This window comes from Desulfurella sp. (assembly GCF_023256235.1).
Lineage (GTDB): Bacteria > Campylobacterota_A > Desulfurellia > Desulfurellales > Desulfurellaceae > Desulfurella.
This window is the reverse complement of sequence record NZ_JAGDWY010000081.1, coordinates 1,860-16,735: the sequence shown is the minus strand read 5'-3', so window position 1 is coordinate 16,735 and position 14,876 is coordinate 1,860. Positions and strand designations below refer to the sequence as shown.

Sequence of the window (14,876 nt, the reverse complement as noted above, 5' to 3'; positions counted from 1 at the left end):
CCAAAACTTAGTGCATTTTATACAAAATTTCTTTTAAAATCAAACTTTCTTTGAAAGGTTATTGTAAATATCAAGGTATTTTTTTGACGCAATCTTATAGTTAAAATCCTTAACAAACTCAAACGCTTGGTTTGCAAGTTTTTTAGAAAGCTCTTTGTCTAAAATAAGTCTTTGAATGTTTTCAGATAACTTTTTAGCATCTTTAATAGGAACAATTAAGCCCCTTTGGTTATCACCAATAAGCTCACTTACTCCGCCAGCATTTGTTGCAACAACAGGTATTTTAAATAAAAATGCCTGAAGTATGCTTGAACATATACCTTCGTTTTGGGATGATATTACAAACAGATCAAATGCAGCCAGATAGTTTTGTATATCATCCCTAAAACCCAAAAACACAATATTGTTAACACCTTTTTGTTTTGCGTATATCTCTAACTCTTGCTTTAAATTTCCTTCGCCAAGTATCAGGAAAGTATAGCTTTTATCAAGCTGGCTTGCTGCATCAATTAGAGTTTTGTGATCTTTTTGAGCAGTTAGCGCTCCAATGTTTCCAATTATTAAGGGTCCGTATTGCTTTTTAATAGTTTCTACTTTTTTTATATCTACTTTGTCAATCAAATCAAAATCTACAGAGCTGTAAATAGTTTCTGCCTGAATGTGAAAGTTTTCATATAAATCTTTTTCAATAGATTTTGCAACACACACTACTTTGTCTGTTAGTAAATACTTAAGTTTTGATATCTTTTTTTGTTTATAATCCACCCTTCTTGTGTATACAAGGGGTTTTCTTGTCAATAATTTAAGAAAAACGCCCAGAGTATGCGCTTTTGAAGCATGAGCATGTAAGATGTCGCATTGTTTTGCTGCACCTAATAATTGCTTTAAATTACTTGAGTCTATTGTTTCAAAACCCATTGCGCCTGCTTTTTTGTATAGCTCATCCTTAGCGGCAATAATAGAATCTATACCAAGCTCTCTTAAGCCTTCTGCTAGGTATATTAGCTGCTGCTCGCCGCCTCTAAAGCCTTTTTGTGTATCTAAATGCAGGATTTTCATATTCAAATACATAAAGCTTTAGCTTTACTTTGTCAAGTCTTGCATAAATTTTTCTTGCAAATTAAGTAATATTAATTAAAATAATACTTAAGGCTAAATAAGGGGGTATTGATGTTTTATTACAAAAATAACGAGCTTTATGTAGAAGATATTAAGGTAGCAGACATTGCTTTAGAGTTTAAAACACCACTTTATATTTACAGTAAAAGTCATTTTGAAACTCAATATAAAAAACTTGATGAAAAAATTTCAAGAAGGCACTTAATATGCTTTGCGCTTAAAGCAAACAGCAATTTAGCCGTTATAAACACATTTGCAAAATTAGGCGCAGGTGCAGATGTGGTATCTGCTGGAGAGATTTTTAGGGCAAAAAAGGCCGGTCTTGATACGACAAAAATCGTATTTAGCGGTGTTGGCAAAACGCCAGATGAAATAAAATATGCTCTTGAAAATAACATTTTAATGTTTAATATTGAATCATTTGAAGAATTAGAAGAAATAGAAAAAGTTGCTTGTTTGCTAAACAAGACTGCACCGGTTTCTTTTAGAGTAAACCCAAATGTTGATCCAAAAACTCATCCATATATATCTACAGGTTTAAAGAAAAATAAGTTTGGCATATCACACACACAAATTGTAGATGCATACAAGAAAGCTTCCCAAATGAAGCATATTAGTATTAAAGGCATTCAATTCCATATTGGAAGCCAGCTTACAGATGTATCTCCATTTTTTGAAGCGCAAGTAAAAGTAGCGCATATTATGAGAGAGTTACTTTCTTTGGGTATAAAACTTGATATTATAGATATAGGTGGTGGACTTGGTGTAGTTTATGAAAACGAAAAAGAACCGGATTTGGACCAGTATGCAAATTTTATCAATGAAGCATTTAAAGATTTTCCGGATAGTTTGATTGTATTGGAGCCTGGCAGGTTTTTAGTTGCAAATGGCGGCATATTTGTTACAAAAGTCCTGTATAGAAAACAAAATGAAGGTAAAAATTTTATCATTGTAGATGGTGCAATGAATGATCTTATTAGACCAAGTTTGTACGATGCATACCACAAAATCGAACCTGTAGTAAAAAAGAATGCCCAAAAAATCACAGCTGATATTGTAGGTCCAATTTGTGAAAGCGGTGATTTTTTTGCCAGATCAAGAGAAATAGATAGCCTTGAAAGAAACGATTTAGTTAGTATATTTAGCAGTGGAGCATATGGTTTTACAATGGCAAGTAATTACAATTCACGTTGTAAACCAGCTGAAGTTTTAGTAGATAAAGATAAAGTAAAACTAGTAAGAGCAAGAGAAACATTCGAAGATTTAATTAGAGGGGAAACTATTTAATGCGAAAAATTGAATTTTTTAAGATGAACGGCTCAGGTAATGATTTTATTTTAATAGACAATAGAGAGCATGTTGTAGAAAATATCGGTTTAAAAACAGAAGAATTTGTTAAGCGCATTTGTAAAAGAGGTTTATCCATAGGTGCAGATGGTGTTATCCTAATAGAAAATACAGATGAGCCAGATTGCGATTTTGCATGGCAGTTTTATAATAGTGATGGCTCCATTGCATCAATGTGCGGTAATGGTTCAAGATGTGCTGTACGTTTCGCCTATTTAAAAGGTATAATAAGTGATACAAAAACTACATTTTTAACAGGTGCTGGCAAGATTTATGGTGAAATCGTAGGTATAAATACAGTCAAAGTACAGCTTACCAGACCTACAGATTATAAAACAGTTGAGCTGGATAACCAAACAATGTATTTTATAAATACAGGTGTGCCCCACCTTGTGATATTTGTTGATGATATAGAAGCTGTAGATGTAGCGAAACTTGGCGCAAAGTATCGTTATCATGAAATTTTTGCTCCAGCAGGCACAAATGTTAACTTTGTAAAGGTTTTAGATGATAATACGATTACAATTCGAACATATGAACGTGGCGTAGAAGCAGAAACTTTAGCTTGTGGCACAGGCGCAACTGCTTCAAGTTTAATTAGTGGACTTACAAACAAAGCAATATCGCCCGTTGAGGTTAGAACTCGTTCTGGGAAAATTCTTAAAGTGTATTTTCAAATAAAAGACGCCAAATCCAGTGAGCCCATAGACATGGTATTTTTAGAAGGTGATAGCATGCTTAGTTTTGTGGGTACCATGATCGACGAAGCGTGGGATTATTAAAATAAAGGGGGTTGTATATGTTTGAATTAAAAGGTGCTATGACGGCTATTGTAACTCCATTCAAAAATGGCAAGTTTGATGAGGTATCATTTAGGAATTTAATTAAAAGGCAAATTGAAAATGGTATTGATTGTATTGTACCATGTGGTACTACAGGAGAAGCTGTAACACTGGATTTAAATGAATATGAAAAAGTTGTTGGCTCATGCGTTGAAGAATGCAAAGGTCAGGTAGGTGTTCTTGCTGGTGCTGGTAGCAATAATACAAAAAAAGTTATTGAAATGGCAAAATTAGCTCAAAGTTTGGGCGCTGATGCAATTTTATCTGTAACGCCATATTATAATAAACCTACACAGGAAGGATTATATCAGCACTATAAAGCAATAGCAGATGCTGTTGATATAGGAGTTGTTATATACAATGTGCCAGGAAGGACATCGGTTAACATATTGCCAGATACGGTGGCAAGGCTTAGCGAAATTGACAATATTATTGGCATAAAAGAAGCAAGCGGCTCGCTAAACCAGGTTTCAGAAATTCTTGAAAAAGCAAAAGAAGGCTTTAGCGTGGTAAGTGGCGATGATTTTTTAACACTACCCATGCTATCTATAGGTGGTTCTGGCATAATTTCTGTTACATCAAATGTAGCACCCGCAATGGTTAGCGAGCAATACGATGCATTTGTGTCAGGCGATCTTGAAAAAGCCAAAACGCTACACCATAAAATGTACCCTCTTCACCAGATGATGTTTATTGAAACCAATCCTATACCTGTTAAAACAGCTGTAGCACTTATGGGTCTTGTAGAAGAAGAATTTAGATTGCCATTGTGCAAAATGTCAAATGCAAACAAAGAAAAACTAAAAGCTATGTTAAAAGAATACGAATTTTTGGGTGGATAAACTATGATTAATTTAATAGTTTGTGGCGTGTGTGGCAAAATGGGCAGACGCATTGCAACACTTGCTATTCAGACTGACAAATTTAAACTTGTTGGGGCAACCGAAGCAAACACCGATTGTGTAGGAAAAGATATAGGCAGTCTATTGGGTATTTCTCCAATAAATGTAAAAGTTAGCGAAAAATTATCAGATTGTATAGATCAAGGTGACTGTGTTATTGATTTTACAAATTGTAAAGCCACACTTGAAAATGTAAGGTGTGCATGTGAAAATAAAAAATCAATTGTAATTGGCACCACAGGTTGTGATACTGACTCTATTGAGCAAATAAAAAAGCTATCTGTAATGTGCCCTATAGTTATGGCACCAAATATGAGCTTAGGCGTAAATATACTGTTTGAAATTGTAAAAGAAACAGCTCGGTATTTGGGCAGTGATTTTGATGTAGAGATTGTAGAAATGCATCATAGAGCAAAAAAAGACGCTCCAAGTGGGACTGCTTTAAAGTTGGCTCATATGGTAGCAGAAGGTCTGGGCATAAGTTTTGAGCAAAATGCAAGATTCTCAAGAGTGGGCGAAGCACCAAGGGCAAAAAACGAAATAGGCATAATGGCTCTTCGTGGCGGTGATGTAGTAGGTGAGCATACTGTTATTTTTGCAGGCGATGCAGAACGTATAGAAATTACACATAAAGCATCTTCACGCGATGTATTTGCAAAAGGTGCTCTCAAGGCAGCTTCCTGGGTAGTTGATAAATTGCCTGGCTTTTACGATATGAATGACGTGCTTGGAATAAAATCTAAATGAGAGCCCCATTTGATAAACTAAGAGAGCATTGCGCAGTTTTTGGTATATACAATATAAAAGAAGCGTCAAATTATGTGTATTTGGGTTTGCATGCCCTGCAGCACAGAGGCCAGGAGGGTTGTGGGATTGTAACAAGGCATAATGGTGTTTTTTATAAAAAGCGTTCGCGTGGACTTGTATTGGAAGCTTTTGATAAAGCAGATATAGAAAATTTAAAAGGCGATATTGGCATAGGCCATGCCCGTTACTCAACAAGCGGTGATTCTTCTTTAGTAAACTTACAGCCCTTGACTGCAAGTTTTGATTTAGGAGATATTGCCATTGCTCATAATGGAAATATAACCAATGCACAAAACATAAAAAACAAACTCATAAGTGATGGTGCTATATTTAGCTCAAATAGCGATACAGAAGTTATTATTCATTTAATAGCAAGGCAGAAAGGTTCTTTTGACGAAAGGCTAATTGGTGCTTTAAGTCAGCTAAAAGGCGCTTTTTCGCTTGTGATTTTATTTAATGATATTTTGTATGCTGTAAAAGATCCATGGGGTTTTAGACCTTTAGCAATAGGTGAATTAAACGATTCGTATTGTTTTGCAAGCGAAACATGTGCATTTGATTTAATTGGCGCAAAATTCATCAGAGAGCTTGAAAGTGGTGAGATAGTTAAGGTAGATAAATATGGTGTAAATTCGTTTAAGCCTTTTAAAAAAGAGAATTCTTATAGGTGTGTTTTTGAACACATATACTTTGCAAGACCTGATTCTTACCTGTGGGATAATCATGTATATGAAATTAGAAAAAAAATAGGTCAAAAACTTGCTTTAACTTCAGGTGTAGATGCTGATATAGTAATAGCTGTACCAGATTCTGGCATGCCAGCAGCAATTGGATATGCTCAAGCTTCTGGCTTGCCATTTGAGATGGGTATTATAAGAAACCATTATGTAGGTAGAACATTTATAGAGCCTACAGATTCTATAAGGCATTTTGGCGTTAAATTAAAATTGAATCCATCCCGTGATGTTTTGGAAAATAAACGGGTTGTTGTTGTGGATGATTCTATTGTAAGAGGCACAACAAGCAGGCGTATTGTTAAAATGATAAGAAATGCTGGTGCCAAAGAAGTGCATTTGCGCATAGCAAGTCCACCTGTTACGCATCCTTGCTTTTATGGTATTGATACACCGACCAAAACCGAGCTTATTGCGTCAAGCCATACAATTGAAGAAATTACAAAGTACGCTACAGCTGATTCCATAGCCTACATATCACTTGAAGATTTAAAATCAATAGTAGGCGAAAGCGGGTATTGCTTTGCTTGTTTTAGCGGGCATTATCCAATAAGTTTTGAATAAAGGAAGTTATATGAAATTTTTATTGTTGCTTTTTTCATTTGTATTTTTTTTGAGTTCTTGTGCAAGCATCCCAAAACCACAGGAAAGTACTGCCCAGATTCCAACAGCTGCAACAGGTATTTTTAAAGCCAAAACAAAGGTAAGAAACATTGATGGATTTTTTAGAATATCGCCTACAAATTCGACAATTGACATTGCAAGCCCGTTGGGTTTTGCGCTCTATGGTATATATATAAATGGCAATGATTTGTATGTAAAAGATTATATGAGTGGAGCAAAATTTACAAATGCAGATTTAGAAAAATTAAATATACCAAAAAAAGACAGCATTTTGCTTTATGAAAGTAACCTTATATACTTTACACAAAATTTTTTTAATATATGTGACCACAATGACAACTCAAATATACACATTATAGCATGTGAAAATGTTTCAAATTATCGTTTGCCAAAAGTAGTTGAGTTTGTTCATAAAGATGATTTATTAAAGCTTACGATGGAAAAGATGCGTATTGAAAACCTGCAAAAAGAAAAACAATAAAGCTGGAGGTGAAATTATGGTTCACTACAGTGAGCTTGGTTTTGTAAACACAAAAGATATGTTTAAAAAAGCTTTTGAAGGTGGCTATGCGGTACCTGCTTACAATTTTAACAATATGGAGCAATTGCAGGCAATTATTACAGCATGCGTAAATACACAATCACCTGTAATTTTGCAGGTGTCAAAAGGTGCTAGAAATTATGCCAATCAAACGCTTTTGAGATGGATGGGTCAAGGTGCTGTTGAGTTTGCAAAAGAGCTTGCAGCATCTAAAAATTTAAAAGAAATACCAATTTGTCTGCATTTAGATCATGGTGATAGTTTTGAATTGTGCAAAAGCTGTATAGATTTTGGTTTTTCGTCTGTTATGATAGACGGTTCTCACCTTCCTTATGAAGAAAACGTTGCTATTACAAAACAGGTGGTAGATTACGCTCATAAGTATGATGTAAGTGTAGAAGGTGAGCTTGGTGTATTGGCTGGCATAGAAGAAGATGTGTCATCTGACAGGCATATTTATACAAATCCTGATGATGTTGAAGATTTTGTCAAAAAAACTGGAGTTGACTCACTTGCAATAGCTATAGGCACAAGCCATGGCGCATACAAGTTTAAAGTAGAAAAAGGTAAAGAACCACCGCCTTTGAGGTTTGATATTTTAGAAGAAATAGAAAAGCGCATTCCTGGTTTTCCAATTGTGCTTCATGGGGCTTCAAGTGTGTTGAAAGAGTATGTTGATATGATTAATGCTTATGGTGGCAAATTAGAAGATGCAATAGGTGTAAGCGAAGATCAATTGAGAAAAGCTGCAAAATCGGCTGTGTGCAAAATAAATATTGATACAGATGGTAGGCTTGTAATGACAGCAAAAATAAGGGAATTTTTTGCGAAAAATCCATCCGAGTTTGACCCAAGAAAATATTTGGGACCAGCGCGCGACGAGCTTATAAAGATGTATGAGCGAAAAAACAAAGAGGTACTTGGCAGTGCCTTTAGAGTGTGAAAAATGAATAATATAGTATTTAAAACTGATGTTAACTATCAAAAACTCATTAGTGATACAAGCGTTAATTATGCATTTTCTCAAAACTTGTGCAAGGCAAATATCGAAGAGATAGTTAGTTTTGCAAAATCGCTTAAAGTAAGAAATTTTGTTCAATTAGGCATAGGCGGCTCTGCTTTGGCAGCAAGCGCCGCCATTTCTTTTTTACAAAAAGAAAAACCAGATAAAAGATATTTTTGTCTGGATAATATTGACCCACAAAGACTAAAAACGGTATTGGAGCTTGACCCAGCCGATACTGTTTTTCATGTTGTGTCAAAATCTGGATCTACCATAGAAACCCTATCGCAATTATTTGTCATAAAACAACATGTTAAAAATGCAAATATTGTAATAAGCACAGACAACACTGATACTTTTTTGAGAAAATTTGGCATGCAAAACAACTACAAAATATTTGATATACCAAAAGAAGTAGGCGGTCGCTACAGCGCATTTACAAGTGTTGCACTTTTACCCATGGCTTTTTTTGGTTTTGATATAGCATCCTACATTGAAGGGGCAAAAGAAGCTGTAAGAAAAACACGCGATAAGTGGGGGTTTCCTATAGATTTGGCAAACCTTGTTGTAAGTACGTACGATAGATGCAAAGTATTAGTTATGTTTGCCTATAAAGATAGGCTTTTTTTAGTTGCAGATTGGTTTAGACAGCTTTGGGCAGAAAGCCTTGGCAAAAATAATCTTGGCCAAACCCCCATAAAAGCGCTTGGCACAACAGATCAGCATTCCCAGTTGCAACTTTATCAGGAAGGCATAAAAGATAAGCTTATTGTATTTTTGGATACAATCTCAGATGTTGATTACATAATTGAACAAGCTTACGAGCCATTTAGCTATTTAAAAGGCAAATCCATTGCAAAAATTATGGAGATTGAAAAACAATCAACAAAAAAAGCCCTTGATGAGTCAAATGTGCCAACCGCCGAGATTTTTCTTGAAAAAATAGACGAGTTTACTTTAGGTGCATTTTTTTGTTCTCTCATGATTACAACAGCAAAAGTTGGAGAGTTCTGGAAAATAAACCCATTTGATCAGCCAGGTGTTGAGCTTGGCAAAAAATATACAAAAGAAAGGTTACAAAATGATTAGCTACAAAACGCGTATTTACTATGATGATACGGATGCAGGTGGTGTTGTTTATTATGCGAATTACTTAAAATTATGCGAGCGCGCAAAACAAGAGTATTTTTTACAAAATGGCATAGATTTGTTTAAACTTCACAATGAAGGGGTTTTGCTTGTAGTTAGCCGCGTTAATGCATACTACAAAAAGCCTATATATTTAGGAGAATATGTTGAGGTAGATGTTGAGGTTTCTGAAGTTAAAAATGCCAGTTTGACATTAAAGTTTAATTTGCTTGTAAATAAAGAAATACGCGCAACGATAGATATTTTGTCTGCCCTTATAAAAGACTCAAAGCCTATAAAACTACCTCAAAGCATAAGGCAGTTATATGGAAAGTAAGCTTGGAAAGTCTGATATTTGTATCATAACAGGTACTGGTATAAAATTCGATTTAAAATCATTTACAAAGAAAAAGCAGATAGATTACAGTGAGTTTGATTTGCCAAAACCTACAACTTCTTCTCATAAAGGCTATTTTGAAATATTTGAAGGTAACAATTTGCGCATTATTGTAGCAAATGGTCGTTTCCACTACTACGAAGGCTTAAGTCCTTCAAAACTCAGGGCTTTGCCTGAAATCCTTTGCAAAACTGATCCAAAGCTTATGATACTTACAAATTCAACTGGAGGCCTTGATCCGTTTTTTAAAAAAGGTGATTTAATGGTTATAAGAGATCACATAAACCTAACAAATACAAACCCCTTAATAGGTATTGATTCTGATAATAAATTTGTTGATATGGTTGATGCATACAGTCCATATTACATAGAAAAACTTAAAGAAAGTGCTTTGAGACTTTCAATAGATTTAAAAGAAGGTGTATATGTTGGTGTTAGCGGCCCATCGCTTGAGACACCTGCTGAAACAAGATTTTTAAGATTGATTGGTGCAAGCTGCGTAGCAATGAGCCTTATAAATGAGACGATAGTATCAAGATTTTTTGGTATTGATGTGCTTGGTATATCTATCATAACTAATGTAAATAAACCCGATTGTATGGGCAAAATACCCATAGAGGAGGTAATAAATCAAGCAAATTTAGCTTCAAAAAAACTATCTGTTTTGCTTGATGATTTCTTGTTAAAAAATGATTTTAATAAAAAACGCACTTAACTTAGACGGATTTAGAACATCTATACTTATTGAAGAAAATAGGATTCTAAAAGTCCAAAGCGACATTAAAGTTGATTTACCGCCAGATACTATCATAATTGATGCCAGTGACAAACTTGCAGTTTCTGGTTTTTTTAACGCTCATACACATGCTGCCATGACACTTTTTAGAGGCTATCAGGACGATCTTAGTTTGCAGGATTGGCTTGATAAGATTTTTAAGCTTGAAGCAAAGTATGTTGATAAACACATGGTTTACTGGTGTTCAAAGCTTGCTTGTTTGGAAATGGTATCATGTGGCACCACAGGCTTTATGGATATGTATTTTTTTGAAGATGAAGTGGCACAAAGCGCTTTAGATGTAGGCTTAAGAGTTGTTATTGGCGAAGGTTTGCTGTCATTTGAAACACCATTTTGCGCAAGTTTCAAAGAAGGTTTAAAAAAGACACTCCAGTTGAAAGAAAAATATAAAAATAACCCAAAAGTGAAAGTTTCTTTTGCGCCTCATTCCCTATATACTGTAGAAAAAAACGATCTGGAGCAGTTAGCGAGCACGATCGACTCTAATGATTATATTCAAATACACCTATCAGAAAATATGAATGAAGTAAACACAATTTTATCAAAATACGGCCAAAACGGTGCTTTTGTTTTAGATGAGATTGGGCTTTTGAATAAAAACACTTACCTGGCTCATTGCACGCATTTAACAGAAGCCGAAATAGATTTAATAAGCAAAAAAAATGCACATGTTATACACAATCCTCAAAGTAATCTAAAGCTATCAAGTGGCATAGCAAATGTTTGCAAGATGATACAAAAAGGCGTATCTGTTTTGCTTGGTACAGATGGGTGCGCAAGCAACAACAATCTGGATATATTGGAAGAGTTAAGGACCGCTGCTTTGCTTCAAAAACTATTTAACCCTTCTTTTATGAATGCAAAGCTTGCGGTTAGAATGCTTCAAAATTTTGGTGGTTTTTTTGATGTGGGGCTTTTTGAAGGAAAACTAGCCGATGTTGTTTTGTTTGATTTAAATGCAATTGAAGCACTACCTATGTATAATCCAGCTTCTTACCTCTCATATGCTGCAAACTCAAAAAGTGTTGACACAGTTATAATTGATGGGAAAATAATTTACAAAAATAAAGAATTTACAAGCGTAGATGTTGAAGAAGTCAAATTCAATGTAGCTCAAATTGCAAAAAAGATTGGAAGCCTGTGATTGTCAAGTCTTATGCAAAAATCAATTTAGCCCTTTATGTTTTGGATAAAAGAAACGATGGCTACCATAATATAGTTTCTCTTGTAACAAAAATTGATCTGTTTGATACTATTGAAATTAAGCCTTCAAAAACTTTAAGCGTATTAACAAGCATAGATAGCATAAACAATGAACAAAACCTGGCCTACAGGGCAGCAAAAGCGTTTTTTGAGCAATGCCACATTAAAGATGCGGTTCAGATAGATATAGAAAAAAATATACCCCTTCAGGCAGGACTTGGTGGGGGTAGTTCAAATGCAGCATATGTACTTTTGGCTTTAAATAAAATGTATGAATATCCACTAAGCTTTGATGAACTTGTTAGTTTGGCTTCAAGCCTGGGTAGCGATTGTGTGCTGTTTTTATACCAAAATGCGTGCATTGTATGCTCAAGGGGTGAAAAAGCCTATAAACTTAACTATACTTTTTTGCCCGAAGATATAATTATCATCAAACCCCCTTTTGGCGTTAGTACAAAATTAGCTTACAGCAATTTAATATTGACAAAACATAACAATATCAATAGAATGAAACTGGTGGATAAATTGAATAAAGGCGGACCCCTGGCAGTTATGCACAACGACTTAGAAAGTAGCGTATTTAAGCTCTACCCTGTTTTAGAGCGTATAAAGCTAAAAGTTTACGAGATTGTTCAAAACGCTCTACTTTGTGGCAGCGGCTCAAGTATTTTTGCTTTTGCGCAAAGCAGTGCAGATCAGATTATCTCTGTCTTTGACGAGTCTTACTTTATAAAGAAAGCAACAATATTAAATAACGAGGGAAGGTTTTTGTATGAACATTACAGAAGTTAAAATCAGCCCAATAAGCGGCGACGAAAAACTGAAAGCATTTGCAACTGTAACCTTTGATGACTGTTTTTTGGTTAGGGACTTAAAAATCATTAATGGCAAAAAGGGCTTTTTTGTTGCAATGCCAAGCAGAAAAATGAAAGACGGCACATTTAAAGATATAGCTCACCCGTTAAACAATGCAATGAGGCAAAAGCTAGAAGAAAAAGTTTTAGAAGAGTATAATAAAGCTATAGAAAAGCAGAATTCTTAAAATCAGTTTTGATAGCTTAGTATTATATAATTTTGGGGTGTAGCCAAGCGGTAAGGCAGGGGACTTTGGATCCCCGATTCGGAGGTTCGAATCCTCCCACCCCAGCCATAGCTTTTTTAAGTTTACTATATTTTTTGGTTTGTTGTTTTGGTTTTTTTAAAATTTTTTCAATAATGATATTAATAATGCTAGCTTTTGTATCAAATGGTAGTAGATTAGCATATTTTTGTCTTTTACATTATGTATAAACAGCCTGGCATTTCCTCTTGTCATTCTGAGCACACGAAAAGTGTGCGAAGAATCTCCCAACTGCATAAATCCTACCCGTCATTGTGGGGTAGCGCGACGAAGAATCTCCACGTGGTTATTATTTTATAGTTTTTCTTAGAAATAAACAAATTGCAAAAAAGCTCTTTTTATATTAGTATAAGGGTTATCATGAAAGTTGCGCTTGTGCACGATTGGCTGCCTATTTTGGGTGGCGCAGAAAAAGTTTTAGAAAGTATATATGAGCTTTACCCATCTGATATTTATACATTATTAAAAAATGATGATGCACTAAAAGGCTCTGTTTTTGAAAGTGCTAAAATATACACATCATTTATTCAAAATTTACCTTTTTCTAAAACTAAATATAGGAGTTATCTACCTTTTTTTCCGTTTGCTATTGAGCAATTTGATTTATCAGCATATGACCTCATTATTTCTTCAAGCTATGCCGTTGCAAAAGGTGTTAATGTAAACCCAGATCAAATACACATTTGTTATTGTCACTCGCCCATGCGCTATGCATGGGATATGTATTTTGAATATCTAAAAGATGCACACCTGGAAAAAGGTCTTAAAGCTTTGATTGCAAAAATTGTTTTGCACTACATTAGAATATGGGATTATGCAAGCGCTCAAAGAGTAGATTATTTTGTTGCAAATTCTTTCAATGTAGCTAAAAGAATAAAAAAATATTACGGCAAACAAAGCAAAGTCATTTATCCACCTGTGGATGTAGAAAAATTTGAACTGTGCGAGCAAAAAGAAGATTTTTATTTAACTGCATCCCGTCTTGTGCCATATAAAAAAATAGACTTAATTGTCGAAGCTTTTTCAAATATGCCAGAAAAGAAGCTAATTGTTTGTGGAGATGGTCCACAGTTTGAGCTTATAAAGAAAAAAGCCACTAAAAATATAGAGATTATTGGATATGCTAAATTTGACACACTAAAGCAATATATGCAAAAAGCTAAAGCTTTTGTTTTTGCAGCAAAAGAAGACTTTGGTATTGTACCACTTGAGGCTATGAGTTGTGGTACTCCGGTTATTGCATACAAAAATGGTGGAGTCCTAGAAACAGTTGTAGATAATGTTACAGGTATGTTTTTTGAAGAGCAAAGTGTAAACAGCATTGTTGAAACCCTAAAAGCTTTTGAGATCAAAAAAGACAATTTTGATCCTGCAATAATTAGAAAACACGCTCTAAATTTTAGCAAAAAGCGTTTTAAAGAACAATTTAGTGCTTTTGTAGAAGAAAAATACAATGCAAAAAACTAGTATATTTAAAAAGTTACTGTATGCAATTATTTTGATTATTGGAGATTTTGCTGCTTTTAGTTTATCTTTTGCATTGGCTTTTTATACAAGAAAATATATTGGATATATATTTTTGCTTCCAAAATTTATTGTATACGGCTATTTGTCAAAGCTTTTCTGGTTGCCTTTGGTGTATTTTTTCTTTTTTTCAATAGAAGGCCTATATACAAAAAAAGTGCATTTCTGGTATGAGCTAAAAATACTGTTTAAAGCTATATTTATAGCTTTTATTGTATGCCTATCAATCGTTAGTATTGGTAAGCTTACAGATTTTGTTTCAAGACTATTTTTATTTTTTTTGCTTTTTTATAGTTTAATTGTCTTCCCAATATTCAGGGTAGCGCTAAAAAATTTACTATTTTTTCTTGGTATTTCAAGAGAAAAAGCATTAATTGTTGGCATTAGCCAAACAAGCGTAAAGTTTGCCCAAAGTTTTAATAACAACAAATATTTATGTTTAGATATTGTAGGTTTTGTAAATAAAACAAAAGAGCATATTAATGGATTTAAAACAATTAGTCCACTTACACATGCAAAAAAAATAACCAAAGCGCTTGGTATTGACATAATAATAATAGACGAAAATGCTTTAAGCGAAGAAGAAGTGTCTAAATTGTTCAAAGAATTGCAGGCTTTGGTTAAACGTATTATTTTAATACCAAAAATGAGCTTTATTTTTCTTTTAAATAGCCAGGTAAACTATCTTTTTGTAGAAAAAATTTTTGTTTTAAGTGTAAATAACAATTTAAAATCGTTTCTAAATAGATTTTTGAAAAGAATTTTTGATTTATGCATAAGTATTATTTT

General features: G+C 34.1%; 15 protein-coding genes, 1 tRNA gene and 1 pseudogene. 16 read left to right on the top strand and 1 reads right to left on the bottom strand.

Annotated features, from left to right (window positions below):
* Positions 1-39 precede the first annotated feature (39 nt).
* Positions 40-1,059: a glycosyltransferase family 4 protein gene (locus tag Q0C22_RS08870; RefSeq protein WP_291493895.1), complete on the bottom strand. Its 1,020-nt coding sequence runs from the start codon at positions 1,057-1,059 to the stop codon at positions 40-42.
* Between the two features lie 111 nt (positions 1,060-1,170).
* Between Q0C22_RS08870 and lysA the strand changes: the two genes are divergently transcribed.
* From lysA to Q0C22_RS08790, 16 genes and pseudogenes are all read left to right on the top strand, one after another.
* Positions 1,171-2,406 carry a diaminopimelate decarboxylase gene (lysA, locus tag Q0C22_RS08865; protein ID WP_291493893.1) on the top strand — a complete coding sequence of 412 codons (1,236 nt, stop codon included), beginning with the start codon at positions 1,171-1,173 and terminating at the stop codon, positions 2,404-2,406.
* A complete protein-coding gene (dapF, locus tag Q0C22_RS08860; protein ID WP_291493891.1) occupies positions 2,406-3,248 on the top strand; it encodes a diaminopimelate epimerase in 843 nt (280 codons plus the stop codon). Before lysA ends, dapF begins: the two co-directional genes overlap by 1 nt.
* 17 nt (positions 3,249-3,265) lie before the next feature.
* The gene (gene dapA / locus Q0C22_RS08855; RefSeq protein WP_291493889.1) at positions 3,266-4,150 is read left to right on the top strand and encodes a 4-hydroxy-tetrahydrodipicolinate synthase; all 885 of its coding nucleotides are present in this window, start codon (positions 3,266-3,268) and stop codon (positions 4,148-4,150) included.
* Between the two features lie 3 nt (positions 4,151-4,153).
* The gene (gene dapB / locus Q0C22_RS08850; protein WP_291493887.1) at positions 4,154-4,957 is read left to right on the top strand and encodes a 4-hydroxy-tetrahydrodipicolinate reductase; all 804 of its coding nucleotides are present in this window, start codon (positions 4,154-4,156) and stop codon (positions 4,955-4,957) included.
* A complete protein-coding gene (gene purF / locus Q0C22_RS08845; RefSeq protein WP_291493885.1) occupies positions 4,954-6,315 on the top strand; it encodes an amidophosphoribosyltransferase in 1,362 nt (453 codons plus the stop codon). Before dapB ends, purF begins: the two co-directional genes overlap by 4 nt.
* A 10-nt stretch (positions 6,316-6,325) precedes the next feature.
* Positions 6,326-6,856, top strand: coding sequence for a hypothetical protein (locus Q0C22_RS08840; RefSeq protein ID WP_291493883.1), 531 nt, complete (start codon positions 6,326-6,328; stop codon positions 6,854-6,856).
* Between the two features lie 16 nt (positions 6,857-6,872).
* On the top strand, positions 6,873-7,859 hold the full coding sequence (locus Q0C22_RS08835; protein ID WP_025391135.1) for a class II fructose-bisphosphate aldolase: 987 nt from the start codon (positions 6,873-6,875) through the stop codon (positions 7,857-7,859).
* A 3-nt stretch (positions 7,860-7,862) separates the two neighbouring features.
* Positions 7,863-9,008, top strand: a complete 1,146-nt coding sequence (locus Q0C22_RS08830; RefSeq protein ID WP_291493880.1) for a hypothetical protein — start codon at positions 7,863-7,865, stop codon at positions 9,006-9,008.
* Complete coding sequence (locus Q0C22_RS08825) at positions 9,001-9,384, top strand: thioesterase family protein (protein WP_291493878.1); 384 nt, start codon at positions 9,001-9,003, stop codon at positions 9,382-9,384. The genes Q0C22_RS08830 and Q0C22_RS08825 overlap by 8 nt, the downstream gene beginning before the upstream one ends.
* The gene (locus Q0C22_RS08820) at positions 9,374-10,159 is read left to right on the top strand and encodes a purine-nucleoside phosphorylase (protein ID WP_291493876.1); all 786 of its coding nucleotides are present in this window, start codon (positions 9,374-9,376) and stop codon (positions 10,157-10,159) included. The genes Q0C22_RS08825 and Q0C22_RS08820 overlap by 11 nt, the downstream gene beginning before the upstream one ends.
* Entirely contained in the window at positions 10,134-11,384 is a 1,251-nt protein-coding gene (locus Q0C22_RS08815; protein WP_291493874.1) for an amidohydrolase, read from the top strand. Before Q0C22_RS08820 ends, Q0C22_RS08815 begins: the two co-directional genes overlap by 26 nt.
* A complete protein-coding gene (gene ispE, locus Q0C22_RS08810; RefSeq protein WP_291493872.1) occupies positions 11,381-12,235 on the top strand; it encodes a 4-(cytidine 5'-diphospho)-2-C-methyl-D-erythritol kinase in 855 nt (284 codons plus the stop codon). The genes Q0C22_RS08815 and ispE overlap by 4 nt, the downstream gene beginning before the upstream one ends.
* Positions 12,216-12,485 (top strand): septation regulator SpoVG, encoded by a 270-nt coding sequence (gene spoVG / locus Q0C22_RS08805; protein WP_291493870.1) that lies wholly within the window; start codon positions 12,216-12,218, stop codon positions 12,483-12,485. Before ispE ends, spoVG begins: the two co-directional genes overlap by 20 nt.
* A 33-nt stretch (positions 12,486-12,518) precedes the next feature.
* Positions 12,519-12,593: transfer RNA gene (locus Q0C22_RS08800), tRNA-Gln, on the top strand.
* 330 nt (positions 12,594-12,923) lie between these two features.
* A complete protein-coding gene (locus tag Q0C22_RS08795; protein ID WP_291493868.1) occupies positions 12,924-14,030 on the top strand; it encodes a glycosyltransferase family 4 protein in 1,107 nt (368 codons plus the stop codon).
* A pseudogene (locus Q0C22_RS08790) lies at positions 14,017-14,876 on the top strand (hypothetical protein); the annotation flags it as partial. The gene Q0C22_RS08795 and the pseudogene Q0C22_RS08790, both read left to right, overlap by 14 nt.